Source organism: Microcoleus sp. K5-D4, assembly GCF_036704575.1.
GTDB lineage: Bacteria > Cyanobacteriota > Cyanobacteriia > Cyanobacteriales > Microcoleaceae > Microcoleus.
Genome location: NZ_JAUBSD010000018.1, coordinates 24441 through 48792 on the forward strand (window position 1 = coordinate 24441; position 24352 = coordinate 48792).

Consider the following 24352-nt stretch of genomic DNA (forward strand, 5'->3'; position numbering starts at 1 on the left):
ACCTATCAAGAAGCAGAGGGCTTGTCCGAACTAAAATGAGAATTTCCCCAAGAAACTCCCGTATCGCAAGTCCTAGAACGCCTGAGTGACCATCGCCAACAGTTTTAGGGACGATCGCACCGGCTTCGGTATCAACCAGGAATTTGCCCTCGCCCCACCCCGCTCCAAAACGGTGATCGAGTCGTCCTTATTTCCCCTGTCAGCTCTCCTCTTCTGCCCTCGGACAGTCCGCCGATGCCGATTCGGTTTGTCACCGGGCGGGCGATCGAGCTAAACTGAGAACAGAGGCCTCCCTTCGATCAGAAGAAGTCCTCAAACTTCTTGGAAGAAATTGTTTTACCTAGGAGTGGGTCAAGCCCACTTTTTTTGTTGCATTAGTCGCAGGAAAAGAGCTCGGGGCGTCTGACTTGCAAGTTGAGGACTGATTTAGTAAGGGTACCCCCCGCTTGAGATCCCCTGCTGGGATGTTGGGTAAGTCCCAAAGTTGAAGACGAAAGTCGCAGCCACCTAATCAAACCACCTCAAAGCCAAGCAATCTCAACACCAAATTTTTCCTTGCCCCTGTCCGAGTTTAGGAGTTTTAACTTAAGTATTCGATATGACTCATCCCCTAATCCCACAAATCATTGACTTAGCTACCCCCGTTGCGGAAACACTGGGATTGGAAGTAGTGGGAGCAGTGTTTCACACCAACCAAAATCCTCCCGTGTTGCGGGTAGACATCCGCAACCTCCAACAAGACACTGGTTTAGCCGACTGCGAGCGCATGAGCACAGCCCTCGATGCTGAGTTAGAGGCAGCCGACATCATACCCGATGCCTACGTGCTAGAGATTTCCAGTCCCGGAATATCCCGATTGCTCAGCAGCGATCGAGAATTTATTACCTTTAAAGGTTTCCCCGTGACAGCCAAAACCACCGAACCGGACTCGCGAATCAAAGAGTGGAAAGGACTACTCCTGGGCCGGGATGAAACAGCGGTTTATCTCAATCAAAAAGGGCGACAGGTTAAAATTCCCCGCCCTCAGATTGTCAAAGTTGAACTAGACGAAGGAAAGGAGATGTAAAGGGAAATTTTGAGTTTTGAGTTTTGAGTTTTGAGTTTTGCGATTGCCTCGCAGCAAGCTGAAAACGCTTGGCTGCGAGTTAATTTTTAACAATCACATCTGTAGCAGCGGGTTGAAGAGGAACAACAAATAAATTGTTACTGCACCTAGCTTCCCTAATCCTATCCAGTAACTCATCACTCCTCTGTCATCACTTTTTCTTGAAAATTTCCAAGTACCAATTACCGATTACCAGTTACTTATTACCACAGCAAAAAAGGAGAGTTTTATATGTCAATGGTTCCCCTGCCCGGACTAAAAGAAATGGTCGAAGGTATTAGCAAAGAACGCAATTTACCCAAACACGCCGTCCAAGCAGCCTTGCGAGAAGCCCTGCTCAAAGGATACGAACGCTACCGCCGTACCCAAAAACTCGATCACTTCAGCGAAGAATACTTCGACAACTTTGATGTAGAACTCGACGCAGAACAAGAAGGTTTCCGCGTTTTAGCCAACAAAACTATTGTCGAAGAAGTCATCAATCCCGATCACGAAATCTCACTTACGGAAGTGCAAGAAGTAGCCACGGAAGCTCAGCCTGGGAGCATCGTACTCGTAGACGTAACACCAAATCAAAAAGAATTTGGTCGCATGGCCGCCATCCAGACCAAACAAGTTCTCGCTCAAAAACTGCGCGACCAACAGCGCAAAATGATTCAAGAAGAGTTTAAAGATTTAGAAGAAACTGTTCTTCAAGCAAGAGTGCTCAGGTTTGAGAGGCAGTCGGTAATTTTAGCAGTTACCAGCAGTTTCGGTCAGCCAGAAGTAGATGCCGAACTCCCTAAGCGCGAACAGTTGCCCAACGACAATTATCGGGCCAACGCTACATTCAAGGTTTATCTCAAAAAGGTAGGCGAAGGCTCTACTAGAGGGCCGCAGTTACTTGTTTCTAGAGCCGACGCAGGTTTGGTGGTATACCTGTTTGCTAACGAAGTACCAGAAATAGAAGACGGGGTGGTGAGGATTGTCGCGGTGGCTAGGGAGGCAAATCCGCCCTCCCGGCACGTCGGCCCCCGGACTAAAATAGCAGTTGATACTCTCGATCGCGACGTAGATCCGGTAGGAGCCTGCATCGGAGCGCGGGGATCGCGGATTCAGGTAGTAGTCAACGAATTGCGCGGCGAAAAAATCGACGTGATCCGCTGGTCTCCAGACCCAGCAACTTATATTGCTAACGCTCTGAGTCCCGCTAGAGTAGATGAAGTGCGTTTGGTTGCTCCAGAAGGCAGGAGAGCTCACATTTTGGTCGCTGAAGACCAACTGAGTCTTGCCATTGGCAAAGAAGGTCAGAATGTCCGCCTCGCAGCTCGCCTGACAGGTTGGAAAATCGATATCAAAGATATTGCTAAGTACGATCGCGCCGCCGAAGACAGCAAATTGGCCGCAGAAGCAACTAGGCTCGAAGAACTAGCAGGCGACTACGACGCAGACGAAGCGGGCGACTACGACAGCGACGAGGAAACCGCAGAATTTGAGGAAGAGGAGGCAGCCACCACGGAGGAAACCGAAGCCACAGTCTAAAAACTGTGACATTTACAAGATTTTCTCTCTTCGGGAGACAAGCAGGACTTGTCCCCTACTCCCCTCTCTCTCCCTCACAAGAAATGAAACCGAACTACCGGTGCTGTGCAAGTTGTCGAAAAATAGCTCCTAAGGAAGCTTTTTGGCGAGTAGTCAGGCTCTATCCTTCTCATCAGGTACAATTAGATCGTGGCATGGGCCGTTCTGCTTACCTTTGTCGGGAAACAGAATGCCTCAAAGCAGCTCAGAAAAAAAATCGACTTGGGCGATCGCTCAAAGCGCCTGTGTCTGACGAACTGTACCAAACACTTTGGCAGCGTTTAGCCACATCTGACTGTACATCTTACTCTGGCTCACCCGGACGAAAAACCGACAATAGTTCGGCATCGACTGTATAAACCCTCTTGGCAGCCCTACCAGTAATTACCGGTAGCGCCAGCTATAAAACCCCAATCCGATCTGCCCACCAGTCTGGAAAGATTTGTGTCAGATTAGATAAGGGTAGGGTACTAGCAGAGGTATCCTCAAGGTGGAAAGGCAAACTTTGAAGCTTGAGAGAGTGGGTTTTGCCAAAACTCAGACTTCGGAGTTCCAAGTTCCCAAACAGACTTGAGAATTCTTCAACCGCAGACTTCAGCGAGTTGCATCTTTTAGATAAAATTGCTGAGCGAGTACCAAAACCCCGATTCCTGACACTGAATCAATCACAGCGAATGATGTCGTCATTAGAACAAAAAATCACAATGTAAAAACTGGTTGGCACAAAAGAGGGCAGAGTGGATGAACAACGGCAAAGTAAGAATTTACGAATTATCACGGGAACTAAATTTGGATAATAAAGACATCTTGGCAGTATGCGAGCGGCTCAATATTTCAGTCAAGAGCCACAGCAGCACAATTACAGAATCCGAAGCAGAGCGCATTCGCAAAACGGCGGAAAAATACGTAGCCAGTAGCCACTCTTCCCCCGGCAAGCCAGCTCCACCCGAAAGAGCAGCAGCGCCATCTAGAGAATCTGGCCCTCACCCTAACGACCAACAAAAAAAGCAGCAAATTTTAGAAATACGCAGTCCAAAAGTACGACCGGCTGGTGCAAACTCCCAGCCTGCAGGCAACGAGGAGAACAAAAATCAGCCGGCGGCAACCGTGGCAACTCCTCCCAAGTCGCCTGCAGCTCAACAACTCCAGCCTCCAGCTAAACCGAATATCAATCGACCTGTACTGTCGAAGCCAAATGTCGCAGTCTCGGCGGCTCCGTCAGAAATAGTGTCGGAAACAGTCTCGGAAACAGTCTCGGAAAATGTAGGTGCGATCGCCCCGGAAACAACCGCCCAGGCTCAGGCACCTGCGGCACCTCAACCGCCGTCGGAAAAGGCTCCCGAACGCACCAAGCAACCGCCGATCGCCCCCCCTGCGCCGTCGGCCAAACTCACGTCGCCGCCAGTCAGAGGGGCATCAGAGTCGGCTAGCCGTACCCCACAAAATCTGGGGAATAAGCCGGTACTCAAACTTGCAAAAACCGAGCAAGAGCAATCAGAACAGTCAGAAACTCTGGAAGCGCCGGCTAAACCGAGCCGGCCCAGCAGACCGACACCGGGAGCTCCTACCGAATCTCGCGACGCGCAAAGACCGCGCCGGGAAGGCGCTGGTGGCCCAGTAAAAACTCCACTGGCCGCTCGACCCCAGCCCGGTGGCCCGCGCCGGAGCCTTGCCCCCGCAACGTCAGCTACCGGGCTGCGTAGCCGCGGCGGTGACACCGGAGCCCTAGGGGATGACACGGATGACAATGAAGAAGATAATACGCCGTTGCTGGAGATTCCTCTCCTCGAAAGGCCCTCCCTCCCTCGTCCTGCCAAAAAGACATCGGTCATTTGGGAAGAAGATGATGACGAAAACTCAGATGCTGCAAAAGCTGCTAAGGCTGTTAAGGCAAAACGTTCTCGCCTCAAACCCATAGACGAGGATGACGATGACTTAGAAAACGGCTTGGATATGCCAGCACCGGTCACGGTCAGCCTGTCCCTAGCCCGCCCAGCTAAAGCGAAGTCACAAGCAGCACCCAAGTCAACACCAACTCCGGGCGCACCCGGAAGCAGTGGAAAAAATAAAAGACCGGGCCCTTCTCACGATAAAAGTTCTTCTTCTGGTTCTAGTGGGGGACGCGGCAACCGGGGCAAAACAGCCGAAGCTAAGGTAGAACGTCCAGAAAAGCTGCTGCTGAGCAGGCCGATGACCGTTCAGGAACTAGCAATTACTTTGGCAGTTCCCGAAACCGAAATTATTAAGCGGCTGTTCTCTAAAGGTATTGCGGTCAACATTACCGAAACCTTGGACATTTCAGCGGTGAGAATGGTAGCCGAAGAAATGGGCGTAGAGGTGGAAACCCCAGAAAAAGTAGCCCCAGCTATCAAAGTGATCGAGATGCTGGACGAAGCGGATTTGGAATACCTCGAACGCCGTCCCCCAGTGGTAACGATTATGGGACACGTGGATCACGGCAAAACTACCTTGCTCGACTCGATCCGCAAAACCAAGGTGGCTCAGGGAGAAGCTGGGGGCATTACCCAGCACATCGGTGCTTACCACGTGGATGTGGTACACGAAGGCAAGAGCCAGCAGGTGGTATTTTTGGATACGCCCGGTCACGAAGCCTTTACAGCGATGCGGGCTCGGGGAACACGGGTTACGGACATCGCCATCTTGGTGGTGGCGGCGGACGACGGCGTGCGACCCCAGACAATTGAAGCGATCAGCCACGCGAAAGCGGCGAAAGTGCCAATTGTCGTGGCTATCAATAAAGTTGACAAGGAGGGTGCTCAGCCGGAACGGGTGAAGCAAGAGCTTACTGAGTACGGCTTGGTGGCAGATGACTGGGGCGGCGATATCACGATGGTTCCAGTTAGCGCGATCCGAGGCGAAAACCTGGATACGCTGTTGGAAATGATTCTGACAGTGGCGGAAATGGAAGACCTCAACGCCAACCCGCACCGACCGGCTAAGGGTACTGTGATTGAAGCTCACCTCGACAAGGCAAGGGGGCCTGTGGCAACTCTGCTGGTGCAGAACGGCACTCTGCGAGTGGGCGATATTGTGGTCGCAGGCTCGGCTTTGGGCAAGGTGCGGGCAATGATCGATGACCGGGGCGAACGCGTAGAGCAAGCAACTCCATCCTTCGCGGTGGAAGTGCTAGGGCTGCGGGAAGTTCCTCGCGCCGGAGACGAGTTTGATGTCTTCGCAAACGAAAAAGAAGCTGCGGCGATCGCCTCTGGAAGAGCTACCTCCCGACGAGATTCACGCCTGCTGCAAGGCGGCCGGATCAGCCTCAGCGGCTTCTCTCAACAAGCTAAGGAAGGCGTTCTCAAGGAACTCAACTTGATCTTGAAGGCAGATGTCCAAGGCTCCCTCGAAGCAATTGTCGGCGCTCTGACTCAACTTCCTCAAAAAGAAGTTCAACTCCGACTGCTGCTATCTGCTCCTGGGGAAATTACAGAAACGGATATTGACCTCGCAGCAGCCAGTAATGCTGTAATTATCGGGTTCAATACTACTCTCGCCACTGACGCTCGCCTCGCGGCTGACCAAGCGGGGGTAGACGTGCGGGAATACAGCATCATCTACAACCTCTTGGATGACATTCAAGGGGCGATGGAAGGTCTGCTGGAACCCGAACTGGTCGAAGAACCTTTGGGTCAAGTCGAAGTGCGCGCTGTCTTCGCGATAGGTCGCGGGGCTGTGGCTGGATGTATGGTACTCTCTGGCAAAGTCATCCGTAACTGTAAGGTGCGGGTACGCCGGGGTAACAATGTCGTTTACGAAGGTGTCCTCGACTCCCTAAAACGGATGAAGGAAGATGCCAAGGAAGTCAATGCTGGCTTTGAATGCGGCATTTCCTTGAGCGGCTTTAGCGACTGGGCGGATGGCGATATTATCGAAGCCTACCGGATGGTTACTAAACGCCGGACTCTCTCTCAATAGTTTTGAGTTATGAGTGTTGAGGGGGAAGAGAATTTTTGAGCGATCGCAACCAAATTGCCGATCGCTCGCAACTCTTCTCTTCACTCAATACTCCCAAACTCATCACTCGCAACTTTTGTTTTTAACTTATAGCAGAAGGAAGAAGGTTTTAGTTATCGAGGAGAGAAGGAAGAAGTAATAAAAGCAAAGATGTCCGCAATTAACAACGTCCTCATCGTCTTGGCTGTTGCTAAAAATTCAAAATTTAAAACTCCAATAAAACTTACGCACAGCAATCGAGTTTCCTCCCAAAATGCTTGGTGTTACCGCTAGATATGTAGTCTTCACACCGGGTTTATTGGTTAAGAGTGCGTCCTACACTATCAAAACTCAAAATTAAAAACTCATAACTCATAATTATTGAAAGTGCGTTCTTTTTGGTCAGATCCTTTTTTGTGGATTCACCTTTCTGGGGCGGCTACACTGCCGATTTTCCTGGGACTGTGCTTGCTGGGACTCGCAGTGGGTTCTCCCCTGCTCCCTGTCTGGTTAGAAATATTTTTAGTGGCTGTAGCAGGTATTGTTCCTGTGCTGTGGATGCAGTGGTTCCGCCCTTTTTACATTTTTAGTATTTTAGTGGTGGCGGTAAAACCGCAGAATTTAACTTCTGTGCAGCAGCGGATTCTGACTCGGTTTAAAACTAAGTTAAATCAAGGACTCGCTCTTTTTGTCGCTGTTTTGCTGGCAGTAATTTTGTGGCAGCTTTACCGATGGGCCCCCCTGGCGGCTTCGGTGGCTCCCTTTCCTCCTTCCTGGCGGTGGGCTGGATTGTTGTTGGCAGCTTCTGCTTTTTTATCTAGCAATTTGTTTTTCCAGGTGTCTGCTAGTGTCATGGCGGTTTTGCTGACGCCGGAATCAGAATTTGCCGCGACAAAGCCTCATGTTTTAGAAAAAATTCGGCAGGATTTTACGATCGCGCCTTGGCAAGTCGATCGACTTTTGCCGGCTTTGGCAGCCGAGACAACTGCCACTGTGGCTGCACCCGTAGAGTCAATTGGGCCAGCATCCGCCATAGGGAATTCGTCAGTCGGCAGTCTTGTCAACCCACAACCTGCTGACAGCAACGGCCTTAAATCTCTACCCGAACAGTCGAGCGAAAAAAAGTTAAATTAAAAATTAAGAGGGGGACAATTGTAGTTTAAGCTACTTTAATTTGTACAGATGTATGCTGTGAAAAAAATAGGTAAGGCCCCTCTTCGGATAGAGATTATTAATAGTCTTAATATTTAATTTTTAATCGCAGGTTGTGGATATTTTATATTGGCTATCTGGAGAGAAGAATCTATAATAGAGAGTGTCAAGGTCAGCTTTCAATCCTTACAGGGGATTAAAACAGAGGTATAACAATATGGCGAATTATCTACCGCTCGCGCAAGAACCTCAAGCCGCCGAGCCGATTGAGCTGTGCGAAGATTCTGAAATCTGGGGCAGTCTCAAATCAGCGATCGGCGCAAGTTCAGGATTTCAACGCTGGCAGCTAGAACTCAATTTTGATCGTCAGCAGCAAAATGCCACCATCGATCAGCAGGTTCGTTCCTATCTGCGGGAAACTTTAGAAACTTTGGCTTATTGAGAGCAGCCAAGCCAAATGCTGTAACCGATAGTACCTTCCCATCGCCCCATGTTTAAAACCAACTTGAAACACGGCGTTAATTTCACGATTTTTCAGAACAAAGGGCGTTTTAGAATGAATCATAGATATCCTAGCTCCTTCTATTCAGGAGCTAGGACGTTATCGATACCTACTCAAAAAAATCACCGTGTTCCATCTTAAAAAAATGAGCTGAGTTCCTTAAGGGGGCGACAACGCCTATCTTACCTTGATAGTAAAAGCATTGAATCCCCTGAACCTCAACAAAGATAGCGGATTCTAGACAGGCTTATTGACTCATAAGATCGTCCGAGATAGGCTTGAACCTGATTCTCTACGATCGCCACTCTCTTTTATTGACTCATGCCCGCACAGATATTTTCGCTTGACCATTTACTCAAAACCTTGACGCAGCAATGCTTTCAACCTGCTTTTCACCCCGTGAAGTGAGTTCCTCCAAGGATTGAAGTAATATCTGAGCACTACGCCGATGGTGGAATTTAGCAGCAATCTTCTGTCGTGATTTTTGAATCAGGCTCAATGTTAATTCTTTGTCCTTTAGCAATTTTGCTATGGCCTCTGCCATTTTTTCGGGATTTTCCGGCGGGACTAGCATACCGTCAACACCGTTATCTATCAGTTCCGCCATTCCACCCACCTGCGTCACTACTACAGGAGTTTGCATAGCCATTGCTTCCATAACAGCTACAGAAATTCCCTCTTTCAAGCTGGGTAAAACAAAAATATCAGCCTCTTGATAACCTTGGCGATTTCGTTCTTCTGAGACAGAACCAAGCAGCTCAACATAATCAGACATTGATTGCTCTTGAATGAATTTCTCGAGTTCTTTACGGTAGCCATTACCCGAGTTTGCATCTTCCCCAGCAATCTGCAAGCGGACATCAAACCCTTGTTGTCGAAGCAACTTAATTGACTCAATCAGGTACTTTTGTCCTTTGGCTATATTGAGACGGCCACAAGTGTAAATTAGGCATTGACTGCCTTCCTGCCAAGGAGTATAGGGAGTTTCACGCTTAATTTCATCGAGATTTACACCGACTGGTGACACCCTCACATCCTTTGGCAAGAAGCCTGCCAGGTCATTTTTAACCGAGTTGAGGAGTTGTTCAGACATTACAGAAGCAAAAGCAGAATATTTCCATTTTTGTTCTTGATTGGGCCCGAAATCTTCTAACTGACCGAGAAGAGCCAGACTATAAGTTATGTCCGAAAGTATGGAGGCAAATAGGGCAATATTAGCAGCATTGCTACAGGAATGAACGTGGACGTGAGACCAGCCCTGGGTTCGGGCAAGCCAAGCTAGCTTAGCCCCCATAACAACCAATACCAAATAGTAAAGTCTTTGAGAAAAGGATATATTTTTAATATTAGCAATTACACTGAGACAGCGCCACCAGGCAATCGGGCCAGCTTTGATGAGCTCTATGGGAACATTCACAAAATCTTTGATCTCAAATGGTATCAAATAATCAGTCATACTTTGCGCTTTTTCAGCCCAAGTATGTACAACTTGAGTGGGCGGACGGCGGGTTGATATCATGTGAGGTTCCATACCAAGATCGAGCATTGCTTGATATTCTCGCCATATCCAAGTATGAGTTTGTCCGGGAAATTCAGGGATAAAGTAGCCAATCTGTTTATTCATTATTGATTATTTTCCTTAGCAACTTGACAAATTGAAATATGCTAAACCATCGGTTATTTGTTCCTGAGCAAAGATGATTTTTAGCTGGCTGAACCCACGCCCTGCCATTTTTTTGGGAGAGGTAGTCGGTGATTTCAATAACTAGCTTTACAAAATCTAGGTTCACAGGATTTGGACTCACATTCGGCACCCCAAAGAGTTCATGTCTCAGAATTTTTAATAGCTACAAATATAGTTTTGGGGATACCCAAAAGTCTAGATGTAGGAAAAAAAGACTCCAACCCCACTACATTGAAAGGGTGTAGAATTTTAGGTTACTGAATGTGAGCAGTTCTTCAATAGATGGTGACTAGCCGGAGAGGTTTCACATTGTTGTCTAGCTAATAGTCTAGGTGGCTTGGCCGGCTGTCAATTCTAATTGAGTCCGATCTTTGCCGATCGCCAAACATTTTTTAACAGCAGCAATTACATCTTCCACATCTGCATCTGTTAGTTTGGCCGAAATCGGCAAGCTAATTGTATGCAGTCCGATGTAGCTAGCATTCGGATAGTCTTCCGGCTGCCATCCAAACATTTGTTGATAGATAGGATGTTCCGGCATACTCATGTAATGTACGCCGACACCGATATTTTCAGCATTTATAGCGTTGAGAAACTCGTCGCGGCTGATTCCTGCTTTGGCTTCATCTACCAGAATGGTGTAGAGGTGATAAGCATGAATTGTATCCGGTTCGGGGCTGGCGGGCAAAGTAATCGGCAGATCCGCAAATGCTTCGTTGTAGCGCTGCCAAATCTGCTCCCGCCGCTGCCAATAAGGAGCAACTCGTTTCATTTGATGAATGCCGATCGCAGCTTGCAAATCCATCATATTGTATTTAAAACCGACCTCCACCACTTGGTAGTGCTTGTAACCCGAGTCTCCGAAGCGCTTCCAAGCATCTTTGCTCATACCGTGCAGCGCTAATATTTTGAGCCTGTCGGCGTCTTCTTGACGGCCGGCCAGAATCATTCCTCCTTCGCCCGTCGTAATGTTTTTGGTAACATAAAAGCTGAAGCATCCGAAGTCGCCAAATGTGCCTGCTTTCCGCCCCTTGTACTCTGTTTCGATCGCGTGAGCGCAGTCTTCAATTAACTTCAAGTTGTGACGGCGAGCAATCTCGCAAAGCGCATCCATGTCACAGGGACGGCCTGCAAAATGAACCGGCAAAATTGCTTTTGTTTTTGGAGTTATTTTAGCTTCTACTTGAGCCGGGTCAATATTCATTGTCACCGGATCTACATCCGCCAGTACCGGTGTTGCCCCGGCGTGGATGATCGCATTAACTGTAGCGCAAAAAGTCATCGGAGTAGTAATGACTTCATCCCCCGGTTCTAACGAAGCAGCGAGGATGCTCAAGTGCAGTGCCGCCGTACAGGAATTGACTGAAATCGCGTACTGGGAACCCTTGTAAGCTTTGAAGTCATTTTCAAAACTCATGACTTTAGGGCCTGTACCTAACCAACCTGTTTTCATGGTTGACACCACTTCTTGAATTTCAGCATCTTCGATCGCCGGAGCGCCGAAAACCAAAAAACGGTCTTTTGAACGAATAGGATTGTTGTTCATTTTTCTAGTGTTACCCAGTAAATAGAGTCGAGCGAGTGAAAGTGTAGACCCCTAAAAAGTAAGATTTTATTGGGATTGGAGGTGCTGTTAATTAATCCACTCTCTCACCTTTTTTTAGTCAAGAGTTTTGGGGATGCCTTGCGCAATGGCATTTGTTATAGCACGAGCTTACTAATGACCAGCCGTTTTTCCGCAAGCGCCTGATTCTGACAGCGTTTCTCTATATTAATATAGATAATCTCCCATGTCCACCCGATCGGATTTCATTTTATGGGCGATACACAAGCTCTTGCGTGCATTTTGTGTTTTAAATACTTTATTCAAAAAAAACAAGACTACTTCGGGATAATTTTTTTGTCAACTGTCGAAAATCTATCCCCATATAGATTTTACAGGGAAGTTATCTAATTTTTGATTTTTGATTTTTGATTTTTGATTTTTGCATTAGGAATGACTGATTTCCGTCTGGTTTGAAGCTTGCCTGGAGTTAGATTTTGTTTTTAACTCGTGTCAAAATTAGGCAAATTTTGCACAAAAAAAAGGTAACTTCCCTGTAATTGATGCAGGTTCAGCAATATTCTGCGATCGCTCGAAGCAATCAACCGTCCTTGACAAAATCCACTACTACAATCTAGGCAGACGAATCTTGTTCAAAATGTCTTGCAGCCGTTCTGAAACGCCGCCCAATTGTTCTGACAAAGCTACAAGTTTGCCGTAAGCTTCAACTAAACGATCGCCCTCAACGTAAACTTCTGGAGTAGGATAATTCTTCATAGCTTCCAGCAGTGTAATCTCGTTATCATTAGTGGCCGATAGCACCAAAGCCTCGCGCAAAGCTTCTCGATTTGCATCCCCAGAAGGAGTGCGAATTACCTGACCCACTTCATCGAGAATTATTTCCCCAACCTTACTGTTAAGCGTGCGATCCAAAAAGCTTTGACTGACTTTCACCGGTCTCATCAGACTGTTGCGAACCGCTTCCGGGTCTTTTTTTGCCTTTCCCAGCAGCATTTCTAACGCGGGGGACATTTGCCCAGTTTCTGCAAAAATTTCTAATTCGCTGACAGGTAAAGTCATTCGGATCGCACTGTATTTGAGCACTACCTTTTCGGCAGCCGCCGCAGCATTGCTGTAAAAGACAATTCCCGCGCCTGCTGCTAAAAATAATGTCCACCGCCCTTTGAAAAAGGATCGACCCATAGTAAAATCTCCCAACATCTTTTTCTACTTCGACTTTGACACATTTCATTACTTACTGCACAGGCTAAGGTCTTCGGGAAATACCAAATTATTTGATCGCCCCCGCACTTATACCATTTTAGATTTTAGATTTTAGAATTGCGAATGAGTGATGACGATCGTGGTTTCGATCACAAGTCTACAGTTGGATGATTTTGGGGAACTGGTATTACCTATATCGGATGCTAGGCAAAAAACTCGGTTCAGGGCACTTGTAGCGGCCTCTCTGTACGCGGTACACACCCTACTGATAACACTCAACCATTCAGTTTTGCGACCACGATTCAACAGTCAACAGTCAATACTCAACAGTCAACAGTCAAGCATCACCGACGGTGCAACCGAAATTGATATGATTCTCTCTCCCAAGCTCCCGATCCTAGCAAAATGCCGAACGCCAGCTATTCTATCAGTGAAGGCTGGCGCTGGGCTTAAATTTATTTAATATATTTAGGGTCTTTATGAAAGCTGACCCCAATTGAACGAATTACAAGCGGTTTATGATTAGGGCCTTTAAATTTGCTGACCCCAATTGAAGCCACATTATTATAATTACAGGGATCGCTGGCAAACCACGATTTCATAATAATTTCTTTATATTTCTAACTTTTCCTTGCCTCAGATAGATTTTTGTCTCCATTTGTAAACTTTTGTTACTTCGACTTCGGGGATCGGCCCTCGGCGCGCTGCTCCCAGCGAAACAGGAACACCATCAGTGCCACAACTCCGACTTGGAGGGCAAAATTAGGCAAAGCAGAACCAATTTCCCGCCCAGAGGCAATTTTAGCGAGGAAAACCAAGCCGCCGATAAAGCCCGAAGCGCCACAAGCTATGTAAACAAACTGTCGCAGAGGCCGGTAGGGAGTGGCCATTTCTGCGGTTAAACGCTCGTATTGTTGGCGGCTGAGGTTGCGCGGGTTTTTGGGGATGTTTGTGCGATCGTCCGAATTGGGGGCTGGCATAGATTTAGGAAATAGGTAAATTAGGATTGGGCCACAAAAACCCGGTTTCTACCAAAAACCTTCTGGCTTAGGTGGCAACTACTGCCGAAAAACCTGGTTTTTGGTACTGGGTGCGCCAGAGAGAGCGAATATTAGACTACAACAAATATCTCACAACTGCCGAAATAAATCACCGTTGAATCCAAACCACAACTGTCTGCAAACAGCCGACAAAAACACCCAAAATCCCTCCTAAATTTACAATTCCCTGCAACTCGCTTTGGACAATTCCCTGAATAGCTAACTCCAACTCTTCAGGAGAAGTACCTTTTACTCGATCGACAATCACCTGGTCAATATTCAAAATCGGGATAGCCTGAGCTACAATATTTTCTAAATCCCGCTCTAAATAGCGCTCTAAAACCAAAGCCAGTTCTTGGCTGACAATTCCGAGGGAAGCGCTCATCACCGCTGAAGTTTGCAATCGATTGAGAAGCAACCGCGAAATATTTTCCCAATCAATAGATTTGCTCAACCCCTCAAGTACGTCTGTACCGCGCTGTTGAACGTAGCTGCGAACGCTGTCGCGCATAGTTTTTCGCAACTGTCTCACAGTCGAAACCGGTAAATTTTGCATCGACAAATTTTGCAGCCATTCCTGAATTCGCCCGCGAATTCCCAAAGAAATAGTTAACTCTGCTAAGCGCTGATTTGTCGCTTCTCTGTCATCAAGACAAAAAGTCCGCAGCCGAGTTAAAGTATTCCGCAAACCAAACAAATTTGCTACTACCCAATAAGTGCCGCTGGTTTTTTCTCGAAAGCCTTCATCGATGATCGAAATATTGCGATCCGTCAAAAAGTCAATTAAAGCCTGCCGCAGCACTTCCGGGGGTATTACTACCTGCAACAACCACTCAGCAAGCTGAGCAGCCTGAGCTTCAGTTAGCTGAATCTCCAGCAAAACTTGGTCAAAAATTTGATTTAGCTGAACTTCTAAAAAATCTTCCCGGCGCGCCAAAACTTTGAGAATTCGCGGCATAGATTCCCCCAGCAAATCTCGCAGAATGTTTGCGAGAATTTTAGCGGTTTTTTGCTCGGCGTCTGCTTTTACCTGATCCAGCGCCAACTGCAACAGCCAGAGAATTATCGACTGCATCCGCTCGGTTTGCAGGAGGCGGCGCGCCAAGTTTTGCAGTTCCTCCGGCGTCAGCAGGGAACCCATAATTGTGTCGGAAATTCGCTTTGCTAAACGCTCTTGGTTGCGGGGGATCAAACCGGGAGTGAAAGGCAACTGCCGCCCTTTGATGTAAATAGCTCGATAGGGGCGGAACAGCATTTTGATAGCTATATCGTTAGTGAAATAGCCAATAATTCCTCCCACTACAGGTGGGGCCAACAACAGCCAAATTTCAGACGGATTCATAAATGATTAAAAATAGAGTAAGGTGCACAGGGATCGGTGCACCCTATAGTTAGATAGCCGATCTAGACTGCAAGCATTTTTAATTTTAAATTGCTTTGCCCAGTACCAATACTCCCATCATAGCTCCAGCAATGGGGTAGTGGGTGGCGGCGGCAAATCCGGCTTTGTTGGCGATCGCGACTTGCTCCTGGCCGATCGGGAATTTTTCTAAACTAGGATTAATGTAAGCATATTCTTGAGTCATGCCAAATTGCTGAGCAATGGGCACTACGAGACTGTCCAGATAAAACTGCTGAAAACTCCGCATTAGGGAATTGCTGGGGCGGTGGAGGTCGAGAATAGCTGCTTTGGCACCGGGTTTGAGCACGCGGTGCAATTCCTGAAGACTGCGGGGGATGTCTGTCACGTTACGCAGGCCGTAACCCATTGTGGCGCAGTCGAAGTAATTGTCAGCAAAAGGCAAGTCTAGGGCGTCAGCTTCTACCCAGGAAATGGGACTTATAGGGGTGAGAAAAGGTCGATCGCGCCGGGCAGCCACGGCCAATTGTTCGGCGGAAAAATCTACTCCAAATACGCAACCGGTCGGCCCTGCTTGTTTAGCCAGCAACAAAGCGAGATCCCCGCTACCGCAGCACAAATCTAAACAAGTATTTCCGGGGCCCGCACTGCTCCATTTCACCGCCATTTGCTTCCAAATCCGGTGTTGCCCAAAGCTCAACCAGTCGTTCAATTGGTTGTAAACTGGTGCAATTCGATTAAATATAGTTTTAATTTGTTCGGCGTTATTAGTCATCGGTCATTTGTCATTGGTGATTGATAATTTGTAAAGTCAGCCGGAAAAAATAATTAATCCGTGCATTCATGTCATGCTGTCGCCAGTCATTAATGCTTTTTTATTTGTTAGCGAGCGCTGAGCTTTTGTCGAAACTCATTGGTTTGCTATCATTTTAAACTCAAGACTTAGAGGCGACTAAGGACTAAGGACTAATGACTGATGACTCATGACTGATGACTAATGACCCTGAAAACTCGTCAATACCAAAGCAACTTCTTGAGCGGCGAGGTGAACTGTTGTGAGTTCGTCTGGGCGCAGGGAACAAGGCTGCTTCCACTGCATGGAAATCAGGGCGATCGATCGACCTTTGTGAATCACCGGGATGGTCAGGTGAGCTTGAATGCCGGATTTCTGATAGTGCGGCAGACTCGCTAGGTTTGTGTCGAGTCCAATATTCACAGCACCCTGAATAGTTTGAGAGGTAATTGCTTCTCGAACCAGAGGATCATCTGCCAGCCAATTTTCCACAGGTGAACCAGTGGTGTGACAGCCTTGGAGTGGCATTAAAACATTTCCGTCCACCAGTTGTAAAATGCAATAGTCCGCCAAAAAATTATCACTTATAGCAGTAGCAATTGGGTCTAAACTTGCTTCCAAACTCGGATAATCCACAGCCGTTTGCATGATTGTTGCTAACAGTTGTATTTGATTTTGGGCGCGATCCAATTCCTCAGTCCGCTGCTTGAGAATTTCATAAGTCTCGGCAGCCTTTTGCACCACCATTTTCAGTTCGTTCGGGTCCCAAGGCTTGGTGATATACTTGTAAACCTGTCCTGAGTTAATCGCATCCACCAAGTCTTCAATGTCCGTAAAACCAGTCAAGATAATTCTGACCGTATTCGGAAACTGGGGCACGGTTTTGCTCAAAAACTCCGTTCCCTTCATTTCGGGCATCCGCTGGTCGGAAATGATGACGGCGACCTCGCCTTCGATGCCGAGGACTTCCAAGGCGCGAATTCCACTCTCAGCTTTGAGCACGTTAAAATCTCGTCGGAAAGTGCGGTAGAGTAAATCCAGATTGTCTGGTTCGTCGTCTACTACCAGCATTTTGGGCTTTTTCGGTCTGTGTAGGGTCATGAGCTGGCGTTTAATTTGATCTAGCTCTGAAATGGCATTATCCATAACAATACGATAAACTCCCCTTTGTAAATTTAGGCGAGCAACTATTCTGTAACAATAGTCTCATAACTCACTTACTATTAATCTATCGCTCTGCCGCGACACGAGCCTTGCCGGTATCCAACCACACATAACTTAGCGCTAGTTTTTGATTCAATTATGACTGATACACCGCAAGATTCATCCCCTCCTGCATCTGCATCCTCCACAACTGCTGTGGATGCCGAAAAGTTAATTCGATCGCTCCGCCGAAAAGAAGGCACTTGGGTAGAGTGGGGACAAGCCTGCACTGCACTGCTAAAAGCTGGCTACAACTCTCAAAGGATTTTTGAAGAAACAGGTTTTGAGCCAATTCAGCAAAATCAAGTGAGCGTCGCAGCCCAAGTCTACACCAGCATGGTAAATGCTGGGGCTTCAGACGAAGTTCGATCGCACTTTTTGGGCAAAGGTAGTGATATCTTATACGAGTTTCGGATTCTCTCTCAAGTAGAGCGGGCCGGGGCGGCTGCTTTGATGCTAACCCACAATTTGGATGTTGACGATGCTCGCCAAGTTGCTAAAGCCATCAAGGAGTTTTCGCACTTCGGGAGTCTCCCCCAAGGGTTCACAGACACTCCCGGCGATGCTATGGCTTACCAATGCTGGCAATTGGCGAGACAGAAAAGCGATTTGCAAGAGCGATCGCGCTTAATTGCTCGCGGTTTAAAATTAGCTAGCAGCCAAACCGCTAGGGCGCAAATCGAGCAATTGCTGGTTGATTTTACCGTAGTTCCGAGACGGGAAGCGCCCCGATTGCCCGTCTACCGGCTCGATACCGAGGAACAATTGCCGCGCGTTGTCCCGGTTGTGGGCAAATTGCCGCTTTCTACTACAGATTTGGTGGCAGTGCCTTTGCCGGAGGAAATCGAGCCGTTCCGAATGGTAAAATTTTCCGGAGCCGGAGCTTGGGTGGCGATTCCCGGATGGCAGGTAATTTTGAACGCTGAAGATCCGGTGGCGGTTTTGGGAATGAGTGATAAATTGCCGGTACCGCTGCAAGGCAAAGTTGAAGAAGTTTTGATTATTGCCGATCGAGCTCAAAGACAGTGGGATGCTGAGAGTTATTTCCTTGCCGATAACGCTGGCAATTTAGAATTGTACTGGTTTGAACAATCCCCGGATATTCCTATTTTGGGGCGAGTTGTTCTGGTGATGCGTCCCAAAAAGATTGTGGATGAAGACTATACCAAAGATGGATGGCAAATTGATGATTAGTCAGTTGTCAGTTGTTAGTGGTTAGTTGTTAGTTGTTGTCAGTTGTCAGTTGTTAGTTGTTATCAGCCAACAGCCAACAGTCAACAGTCAACTGACTAATGACTACTGAGGCGGTTTCGGTTCTGGAGTTGTCGGATCAGAATGCTGTTTCTTAAATCGATTAAAGCCGTAAACCGCCGCCGCAATTAACAGAAAATAAGGACTGTAAGCCAACAGCCAAATACCCAAAGCAAACAAACCGAGCGTCAATTCACCAACCGAATGAGTCGCTTTCCCCCAAGTTTCCTGTACCCGCAAACCTAGAGAGGGTTCCTGAGTTTGTTGAGCCGATACTGCTGCTTCTAGAGTTAAGCTAATAGTCGAATAGGCTACTTGATTTCGCAAACTTTTTAACTGAGCGTCAATGCGTTCGATCGACTCCCGAATATTGCTCAACTCCTGAGCAGCTTTGAGCACATCGCCGACAGATCCCGATCGCTCCATAATTTTTAACACCATTTCTTCCGATTTGCGGAGGTTCCGCAGTCTAGCCTCGCTGTCAACTAATTGAGCGGTAACATCCTCAGCCGTCAGAGAACGGTTCTCTACAGTTCCGAGTTTTGCCAAAGCCTCTAAAGTAGTTTCTAACCGTTCTTGAGGCACGCGAATCTCGACAGACGCCGTTTGGCGGACACTGGAATCCGGAGGCTTTTGGTTTTGGAAACCCAAGATATCGCCTTGCTGTTTTTCGACAATATTGGTAACAGATTTAGTGGTGGCGTCAATAGATTTGACAACTACACTGAGTTCGGCTTTTTTAATCAGTTGGGGACGGGTTGCGGGAGTTTCTGCTGCTTTTTTTGGTACAGCAGCAGTTTGTGACCTTGGGGCTGCTGGTTCGGGTGCTGGTGCCGATTGTGGAGCCGATGCCGCAACTTGGTTTTCAGGGCCGCTGGATGAACCTGCGCCGCCTGGAGCGCTGCTGGACGTTTGAGCTCCTCCGCAGCTAGGCAAAGCAATTGTTGAAGATACAGTTAAGAATATCGCCACAGCAAAACGAGTTGTGCTGTTCTTGGCTGGGTTTGGGTTTGGCTTGGGCGGGGGGGAATTGATTTTGAGGTGAGTTTTCATTTGGGTGACTCCTCTAAAAAGTCTTGGGTATTGAATTTTATGCTGGTTTCAATTTAAGCTTCAATAGATAGTGTTAGTTTAGCCGATACCGAAATGGAAACGGTAGAGGTTGAATACTTTGGGATTTTTAACCGCAGATAAACGCAGATGAACGCAGATGAAAGCCAATAAATATCGGTGTGATGACCGAAAACAATTGGGTCACAAGTCCCCGGATTCATCCGTGGAGGGATAAAAAAGCTCCTCGCTCCCAATGACCAGCGCCCGGATTTCTCAGCGGGGTCGCTTTATTCAATTCTTTAATCTAAAATCTAAGATCTAAAATCGATTGACGGTTTGGGTTCTGGCCATACGCGATCGCAACTAAAGCAACTCGGTTTCTGATACCGTTTGAAAAGGCTGAACGCGACAAATATTTTTCTAATCTAAAATCTAAAATCTAAAATCTAAAATCGAATGACAGATGAATTTGATACTGATTTTATGCGATCGACAACCCAGATCGATCGCCCGGATGTAGCCTCAGCGCTCTCAGAATCAGGGTTTGCCGCCGTTTTGCGAGAACAAGCTTGCCTTAAAATTCGCGAAAGCTTGCGTGCGGGGCAGCAGGACATGGCGGATTGGCAAGGTGGCCCCCTTGCTGTTTCGGCTGTTCCGGGGGCCGGGAAGTCTACGGGAATGGCTGCTGCGTCGGCAATTGCGATCGCCCGCAACCAGCTTCACAGCCGCCGCCAGTTAATTGTCGTGACATTTACGCGATCGGCTGCTGCTAATATTAAAGCTAAAATTCGGGAAAGATTGGCAGAATTGTCTTTATCTCAAGGCGGTTTTGCGGTGCACACTTTGCACGGTTTAGCTTTGAATATTGCGATGCGCCATCCGGATTTGTCTGGTTTAAATTTAGAAAATTCAACCTTAGTTACTCCTACTCAAAGTCACCGATTAATTCGTACCTGTGTAGAACTTTGGATTGCCGAAAATCCCCGCCGATATCAAGTTTTGTTGGAAGGACAGCAATTCGACGGAGAGGAAACGGAGAGGCTGCGGCGACAATCGGTTTTGCGGACAGAAATTTTGCCGCAGGTAGCTAAAACTGTGATTCACGAGGCGAAATCTTCGGGTTTATTTCCCGAACAGTTGTTAGAAATGAATGCTCTTGATACAGGGGATGGTTATGAGATTTTAGCAGTAGCTGGGGGTTTATATCAAAAATATCAGGCTTTGTTGAGGAGTCGGGAATTCATCGATTACGACGAAATGATTTTAGCCGCTTTGCGGGTGTTGGACAATCCGAGGGCGAGGGCGATCGAGCAAAAGCAAGTATTTGCTGTTTTCGAGGACGAAGCGCAGGATTCTACACCTTTGCAGACTCGGCTTTTGGAAACATTGGCGATCGATCCCGATCATCCTACTTTACCTCCCAATTTTATCAGAGTTGGCGACCCAAATCAAGCGATTAATTCTACTTTCACTCCCGCAGACCCGATTTATTTTAACCAATTTTGCGATCGGTGCGAAGTGGAAAATAAGTTAGCGACAATGGACGGGGCAGGTCGCAGCACCCAGGTGATTATCGATGCGGCTAACTTTATGTTGCAATGGGTAAATAGCTCGAAATTAGCGGGAACCGAACAGCCTTTTCGCGACCAAACTATTAAGCCAGTACCCAGCCATGACCCGCAGCAGAATGCCAATCCGGCCCCAATTGGTCGCGGCTTAGAATTGCATACTCCCCGCGATATTTACCATACAATTGAGTTAATTGGCAAGCGGGTAATTGAGTTAGTTGAGGAATTTTTACCCCCCGATTTTGAATTCGCAAGGAATGAAAAAGCTATCGATTCAGGCGCGGAAGCGAGCGAGGGGGAAAATAGTGCCAAATTGCCGTTAGAAAATCTGAAATCGATGGCTATTTTGGTGCGGGAAAACAAACAAGGTAAGTTTATCAAAGAAGTGCTGGAAAATCCTCGAAAACACGGATTAAGCTTTGATTTGCGGAAATACGGGATTAAAATTGAGGATGTGGGAGAGCGGGACAGACATTCTCAAGTACCTTGGGAAATTTTAACACTGCTGCAATTCCTCGATCGCCCGCACTCTCCAGACTACCTGAAAGCAGCCTTAAAGATTTTGAGCGATCGGCAACTGATCCCCAAACAAGACTACAATGCTTTTGCGACTAGCCCCGAGCAATTTCTTTACCCAGGCCCGCTAGACCCCCAGCAGTCAGATCCCGTTCGCAAATGCCGCTATTTTTGCTGCGGTTTGCTGCAAGCCAGCTTAGAACTTCCACCCTACCAAATCATTTCCTTCTTAGCCTTAGCGCTGCAATACGACCAAACAGAATTAGCCACCGCCGACAAATTAGCAGAACGGGTAGCAATCCAAACAGCCGGCAACAATTCAATGCGTAATATTTTGGCCGTACTGAGCGAAATTGTCAGTTCCGAAAGATTTGAACCTGTGGATGCAGATGACAAAATAGAAGAACGTTATACCAGCAAAGGTCAACTAACAATTATTACCATGCACAAAGCTAAAGGATTGGATTGGGATTGCGTATTTTTGCCGTTTCTGCACGAACAAACTATCCCCGGAAATTTGCGAGTTTTGCCGCAAGCCCGATTTTTAGGAGATTTCACTTTAGCAGAGGTAGCGAGAGCACAAATTCGAGCAAGTTTGCACGAAAAATATCCTTTACCAAATCTAGGCGAAGCCTGGGAACAAGCAGGTTATTTGAAAACAGCCGAAGAGTTTCGACTGCTGTATGTGGCGATGACGCGAGCAAAAAGCTTGCTGTGGATGGCTGCGGAGAAAAAAGGGCCTTTTACTTGGAACAAACCAGAGAATTTACAGGAGCAAAAACCTTGTCCGATAATGCCTGTTTTGAAGCAGAGATTTCCGAGTAAGGCGATATAAAAGAAGTAAGAAGTAATCAGTAATAAGTAGCTCGTTCCCTGCTCTACTCATGGGTGACAAGTTAAGCTGAAGTCCCCCCATCTGTTGCTCCAATTACTCAACAATAAATATGGCCTGCCTCTATCTGTAATTCCTACTGCGTAACAATCCTTCGTTGCCGCCCTTAGCTCAAAATGGTGTTTCTGCCTTTAAGTATAACCTTTCTCCCAACTGCGGATGCTCAAACGAAAGTTCCCGCGCGTGCAAGTGTAGCCGCTTTGCAGCAGCCCGACATCCATAAAGCCGATCGCCCAAAATCGGTATTCCTAACCCTCGAACATCCGCTGCATGAACCCTTAATTGATGCGTGCGTCCCGTCAGCGGCAAAAACTCGACGCGATCGCAATTTCCCTCTGTCGCCATTACCTGAAAACGAGTAACACTGGGTTTTCCGCACTCCCAATTTACTTGCTGGTAAGGGCGATTTGCGGGATCGCCCCAAAGTGGGAGTTCGATCGTTCCCGCATCAATTTTTACAGTACCCGAAAGCACCGCTTCATAAACTTTTTGAACCTGCTTAGTTTCAAATTGCTGCCTGAGTTGACTGCTAGTTTCTTTGTCCCGTGCCAATAGCAAAATCCCAGATGTTTCCCCATCTAAACGATGCACAACTGTCAAATTTGAACTATCCGGTAACAAGTTACGCAAACGACTAAAAACACTATCTTGATTTTCCAAATAACGACCGGGAACTGACAGCAAGCCAGAGGGTTTATTAACCGCGATTAACCATTTGTCTTCATAAATAATCGGTAGCATTTCCGTAACGGGCAAGATGCCTGTTCCACAAGAAAAATTATTCCTTGTGCCGTGGGTTTCTAGCCCGCCCGTCAAACCCTCATCCATATTAGAAACAGTCGGATTTTGAGCCAACCCTGACAGCAAAAAACCCATCAACGGCTGACACCGATCGCTACAAGCACCATAAAATTCTCCTTGTATCTTATCGCCCGATGGTGGTCCCCACCAAAACTCAGCCATTGCCAGCGGTTTCAGGTTGTGTACTGCCGCGTAGTGGAGCAATTTTGGCGCGCAACAGTCGCCGGTGCCAGTGGGAATAGAATTGGTTGGCATCAATGAGGATAGCGAGATCGATTTCCCCAAAAAATTCACCAGAGTGTAAGCCGCGTGCATTTGTGTCTGAAGTTCGCGGGAAAGTTCTTTTCGCCGCTGTTTCAGCGCCCGCATCCGCCCATCTGCAGCTTCAATTAATTGTTTTAGCGGCTGCAATGTTTCATCCCGCTGCCGTTTTAATTGCCTGCGTTCCATTTTTTCCAAACGGCTTTCTTGATTCAGTTGTTCCAGGGCAACTGCTAGTGTTTCTGCTGCGATAGTTTGACACAGTAACTGGCGTTTTTCATCTCGCTGCAGCTTGCAATTGCGGTGCCGATCGCTCAGAACTTGCATTTGCAATTCAAACTCCCGAAATAAGGCTTCATACTCTTGTCGCTGCGGGAGTTGATTCAGTGCAATAAGTTCCTGTTTCATCGCCTCCAATTGAGTTAACGTGCGGGCTTCCTCAAAAGCAACTCGATCGCGTCCCGGAATCGGTGGCACCCAGCCCTCAACAATGCTGCAACCGTTCAGCAGCCCGGAAAATGCTTTGAGTATCCGCTGTTCCCCCGAAGGCATCTCCACCAGTAATATGCCGTACATCTTCCCTTCGCGATCGTCGGAATCGTCAGTCGCAAGGTACCGCATCAAACCGCGGGCGAGATCCTCGGACATTCGAGTGCGCGGCAGTCTCAGCAGCTCGCCGCTTTGAGGACAACGGCCTTCGTACCAATAATTCGGGTGGGAGTGCATCGACTCCCGATCGCAGTCAGTGAAATCTAAAAGCGTGTGCAACTCTAGCATCTTAAATTTGGTTTTAAACCTGAATTAGGGCATATGTGCTTGTGTCCTCGATGCTTTCGGTCAATCGAAAATCGAAAATCGACTGACCGTATCTTACAGGGGTGTACCAAAAG

Annotated in this window: 18 protein-coding genes; 9 read left to right on the forward strand and 9 right to left on the reverse strand. The window is 47.5% G+C overall.

Annotated features, from left to right (window positions below; all coding sequences use genetic code 11):
- The first annotated feature begins 85 nt into the window (after window positions 1-85).
- The 7 genes from QUA77_RS08240 to QUA77_RS08270 all read left to right on the forward strand — a co-directional run bounded on the left by QUA77_RS08240 (window position 86) and on the right by QUA77_RS08270 (window position 8213).
- On the forward strand, window positions 86-274 hold the full coding sequence (locus QUA77_RS08240; RefSeq protein WP_333449808.1) for a hypothetical protein: 189 nt from the start codon (window positions 86-88) through the stop codon (window positions 272-274).
- A gap of 324 nt (window positions 275-598) precedes the next feature.
- Window positions 599-1066, forward strand: a complete 468-nt coding sequence (rimP, locus tag QUA77_RS08245) for a ribosome maturation factor RimP (RefSeq protein ID WP_333040953.1) — start codon at window positions 599-601, stop codon at window positions 1064-1066.
- Between the two features lie 270 nt (window positions 1067-1336).
- The gene (nusA, locus tag QUA77_RS08250; RefSeq protein ID WP_333449809.1) at window positions 1337-2626 is read left to right on the forward strand and encodes a transcription termination factor NusA; all 1290 of its coding nucleotides are present in this window, start codon (window positions 1337-1339) and stop codon (window positions 2624-2626) included.
- An 83-nt stretch (window positions 2627-2709) separates the two neighbouring features.
- Entirely contained in the window at window positions 2710-3024 is a 315-nt protein-coding gene (locus tag QUA77_RS08255) for a YlxR family protein (RefSeq protein ID WP_333449810.1), read from the forward strand.
- Window positions 3025-3406: 382 nt separating this feature from the next.
- The gene (infB, locus tag QUA77_RS08260) at window positions 3407-6601 is read left to right on the forward strand and encodes a translation initiation factor IF-2 (protein ID WP_333040949.1); all 3195 of its coding nucleotides are present in this window, start codon (window positions 3407-3409) and stop codon (window positions 6599-6601) included.
- Between the two features lie 405 nt (window positions 6602-7006).
- On the forward strand, window positions 7007-7753 hold the full coding sequence (locus tag QUA77_RS08265) for a low-complexity tail membrane protein (protein WP_333449811.1): 747 nt from the start codon (window positions 7007-7009) through the stop codon (window positions 7751-7753).
- Window positions 7754-7988: 235 nt separating this feature from the next.
- On the forward strand, window positions 7989-8213 hold the full coding sequence (locus tag QUA77_RS08270) for a hypothetical protein (protein ID WP_333060937.1): 225 nt from the start codon (window positions 7989-7991) through the stop codon (window positions 8211-8213).
- Between the two features lie 415 nt (window positions 8214-8628).
- Here the strand turns inward: QUA77_RS08270 and epsE are convergent, their stop codons facing one another.
- The 7 genes from epsE to QUA77_RS08305 form a co-directional block, all read right to left on the reverse strand.
- The gene (gene epsE, locus QUA77_RS08275; protein ID WP_333449812.1) at window positions 8629-9897 is read right to left on the reverse strand and encodes an exopolysaccharide biosynthesis GT4 family glycosyltransferase EpsE; all 1269 of its coding nucleotides are present in this window, start codon (window positions 9895-9897) and stop codon (window positions 8629-8631) included.
- 388 nt (window positions 9898-10285) lie between these two features.
- Window positions 10286-11503, reverse strand: coding sequence for a DegT/DnrJ/EryC1/StrS family aminotransferase (locus tag QUA77_RS08280; RefSeq protein WP_333040944.1), 1218 nt, complete (start codon window positions 11501-11503; stop codon window positions 10286-10288).
- Window positions 11504-12127: 624 nt separating this feature from the next.
- On the reverse strand, window positions 12128-12703 hold the full coding sequence (locus QUA77_RS08285; RefSeq protein ID WP_333040943.1) for an alpha/beta hydrolase: 576 nt from the start codon (window positions 12701-12703) through the stop codon (window positions 12128-12130).
- Between the two features lie 692 nt (window positions 12704-13395).
- Window positions 13396-13704 carry a DUF3493 domain-containing protein gene (locus QUA77_RS08290; protein ID WP_242723760.1) on the reverse strand — a complete coding sequence of 103 codons (309 nt, stop codon included), beginning with the start codon at window positions 13702-13704 and terminating at the stop codon, window positions 13396-13398.
- 169 nt (window positions 13705-13873) lie between these two features.
- Window positions 13874-15106 carry a DUF445 family protein gene (locus QUA77_RS08295; RefSeq protein ID WP_333186408.1) on the reverse strand — a complete coding sequence of 411 codons (1233 nt, stop codon included), beginning with the start codon at window positions 15104-15106 and terminating at the stop codon, window positions 13874-13876.
- A gap of 85 nt (window positions 15107-15191) precedes the next feature.
- On the reverse strand, window positions 15192-15899 hold the full coding sequence (gene ubiE, locus QUA77_RS08300) for a bifunctional demethylmenaquinone methyltransferase/2-methoxy-6-polyprenyl-1,4-benzoquinol methylase UbiE (RefSeq protein WP_333217430.1): 708 nt from the start codon (window positions 15897-15899) through the stop codon (window positions 15192-15194).
- Window positions 15900-16118: 219 nt separating this feature from the next.
- Entirely contained in the window at window positions 16119-17063 is a 945-nt protein-coding gene (locus QUA77_RS08305; protein ID WP_333040938.1) for a response regulator, read from the reverse strand.
- A gap of 156 nt (window positions 17064-17219) precedes the next feature.
- Here QUA77_RS08305 and QUA77_RS08310 point away from each other — a divergent pair, with 156 nt between their 5' ends.
- Window positions 17220-18314, forward strand: a complete 1095-nt coding sequence (locus QUA77_RS08310; protein WP_333449813.1) for a RuBisCO accumulation factor 1 — start codon at window positions 17220-17222, stop codon at window positions 18312-18314.
- A gap of 102 nt (window positions 18315-18416) precedes the next feature.
- On the opposite strand, the gene QUA77_RS08315 is transcribed toward QUA77_RS08310, so the two are convergent.
- Window positions 18417-19424, reverse strand: coding sequence for a DUF4349 domain-containing protein (locus QUA77_RS08315; protein ID WP_333449814.1), 1008 nt, complete (start codon window positions 19422-19424; stop codon window positions 18417-18419).
- Between the two features lie 456 nt (window positions 19425-19880).
- Here QUA77_RS08315 and QUA77_RS08320 point away from each other — a divergent pair, with 456 nt between their 5' ends.
- On the forward strand, window positions 19881-22343 hold the full coding sequence (locus QUA77_RS08320; RefSeq protein ID WP_333449815.1) for an ATP-dependent helicase: 2463 nt from the start codon (window positions 19881-19883) through the stop codon (window positions 22341-22343).
- 168 nt (window positions 22344-22511) lie between these two features.
- Here the strand turns inward: QUA77_RS08320 and QUA77_RS08325 are convergent, their stop codons facing one another.
- Entirely contained in the window at window positions 22512-24239 is a 1728-nt protein-coding gene (locus QUA77_RS08325; protein ID WP_333449816.1) for a pseudouridine synthase, read from the reverse strand.
- Window positions 24240-24352 lie beyond the last annotated feature (113 nt).

Excerpts from the sequence above, each read along its gene's own strand:
- QUA77_RS08315 (WP_333449814.1), bottom strand. The coding sequence starts at position 19,424 with ATGAAAACTCACCTCAAAATCAATTCCCCCCCGCCCAAGCCAAACCCA.
- QUA77_RS08310 (WP_333449813.1), top strand. The coding sequence starts at position 17,220 with ATGACTGATACACCGCAAGATTCATCCCCTCCTGCATCTGCATCCTCC.
- QUA77_RS08325 (WP_333449816.1), bottom strand. The coding sequence starts at position 24,239 with ATGCTAGAGTTGCACACGCTTTTAGATTTCACTGACTGCGATCGGGAG.
- QUA77_RS08290 (WP_242723760.1), bottom strand. The coding sequence starts at position 13,704 with ATGCCAGCCCCCAATTCGGACGATCGCACAAACATCCCCAAAAACCCG.
- QUA77_RS08305 (WP_333040938.1), bottom strand. The coding sequence starts at position 17,063 with ATGGATAATGCCATTTCAGAGCTAGATCAAATTAAACGCCAGCTCATG.
- QUA77_RS08270 (WP_333060937.1), top strand. The coding sequence starts at position 7,989 with ATGGCGAATTATCTACCGCTCGCGCAAGAACCTCAAGCCGCCGAGCCG.
- QUA77_RS08295 (WP_333186408.1), bottom strand. The coding sequence starts at position 15,106 with ATGAATCCGTCTGAAATTTGGCTGTTGTTGGCCCCACCTGTAGTGGGA.
- ubiE (WP_333217430.1), bottom strand. The coding sequence starts at position 15,899 with ATGACTAATAACGCCGAACAAATTAAAACTATATTTAATCGAATTGCA.
- QUA77_RS08280 (WP_333040944.1), bottom strand. The coding sequence starts at position 11,503 with ATGAACAACAATCCTATTCGTTCAAAAGACCGTTTTTTGGTTTTCGGC.
- nusA (WP_333449809.1), top strand. The coding sequence starts at position 1,337 with ATGTCAATGGTTCCCCTGCCCGGACTAAAAGAAATGGTCGAAGGTATT.
- QUA77_RS08320 (WP_333449815.1), top strand. The coding sequence starts at position 19,881 with ATGACAGATGAATTTGATACTGATTTTATGCGATCGACAACCCAGATC.
- epsE (WP_333449812.1), bottom strand. The coding sequence starts at position 9,897 with ATGAATAAACAGATTGGCTACTTTATCCCTGAATTTCCCGGACAAACT.
- QUA77_RS08285 (WP_333040943.1), bottom strand. The coding sequence starts at position 12,703 with ATGGGTCGATCCTTTTTCAAAGGGCGGTGGACATTATTTTTAGCAGCA.
- infB (WP_333040949.1), top strand. The coding sequence starts at position 3,407 with ATGAACAACGGCAAAGTAAGAATTTACGAATTATCACGGGAACTAAAT.
- rimP (WP_333040953.1), top strand. The coding sequence starts at position 599 with ATGACTCATCCCCTAATCCCACAAATCATTGACTTAGCTACCCCCGTT.
- QUA77_RS08255 (WP_333449810.1), top strand. The coding sequence starts at position 2,710 with ATGAAACCGAACTACCGGTGCTGTGCAAGTTGTCGAAAAATAGCTCCT.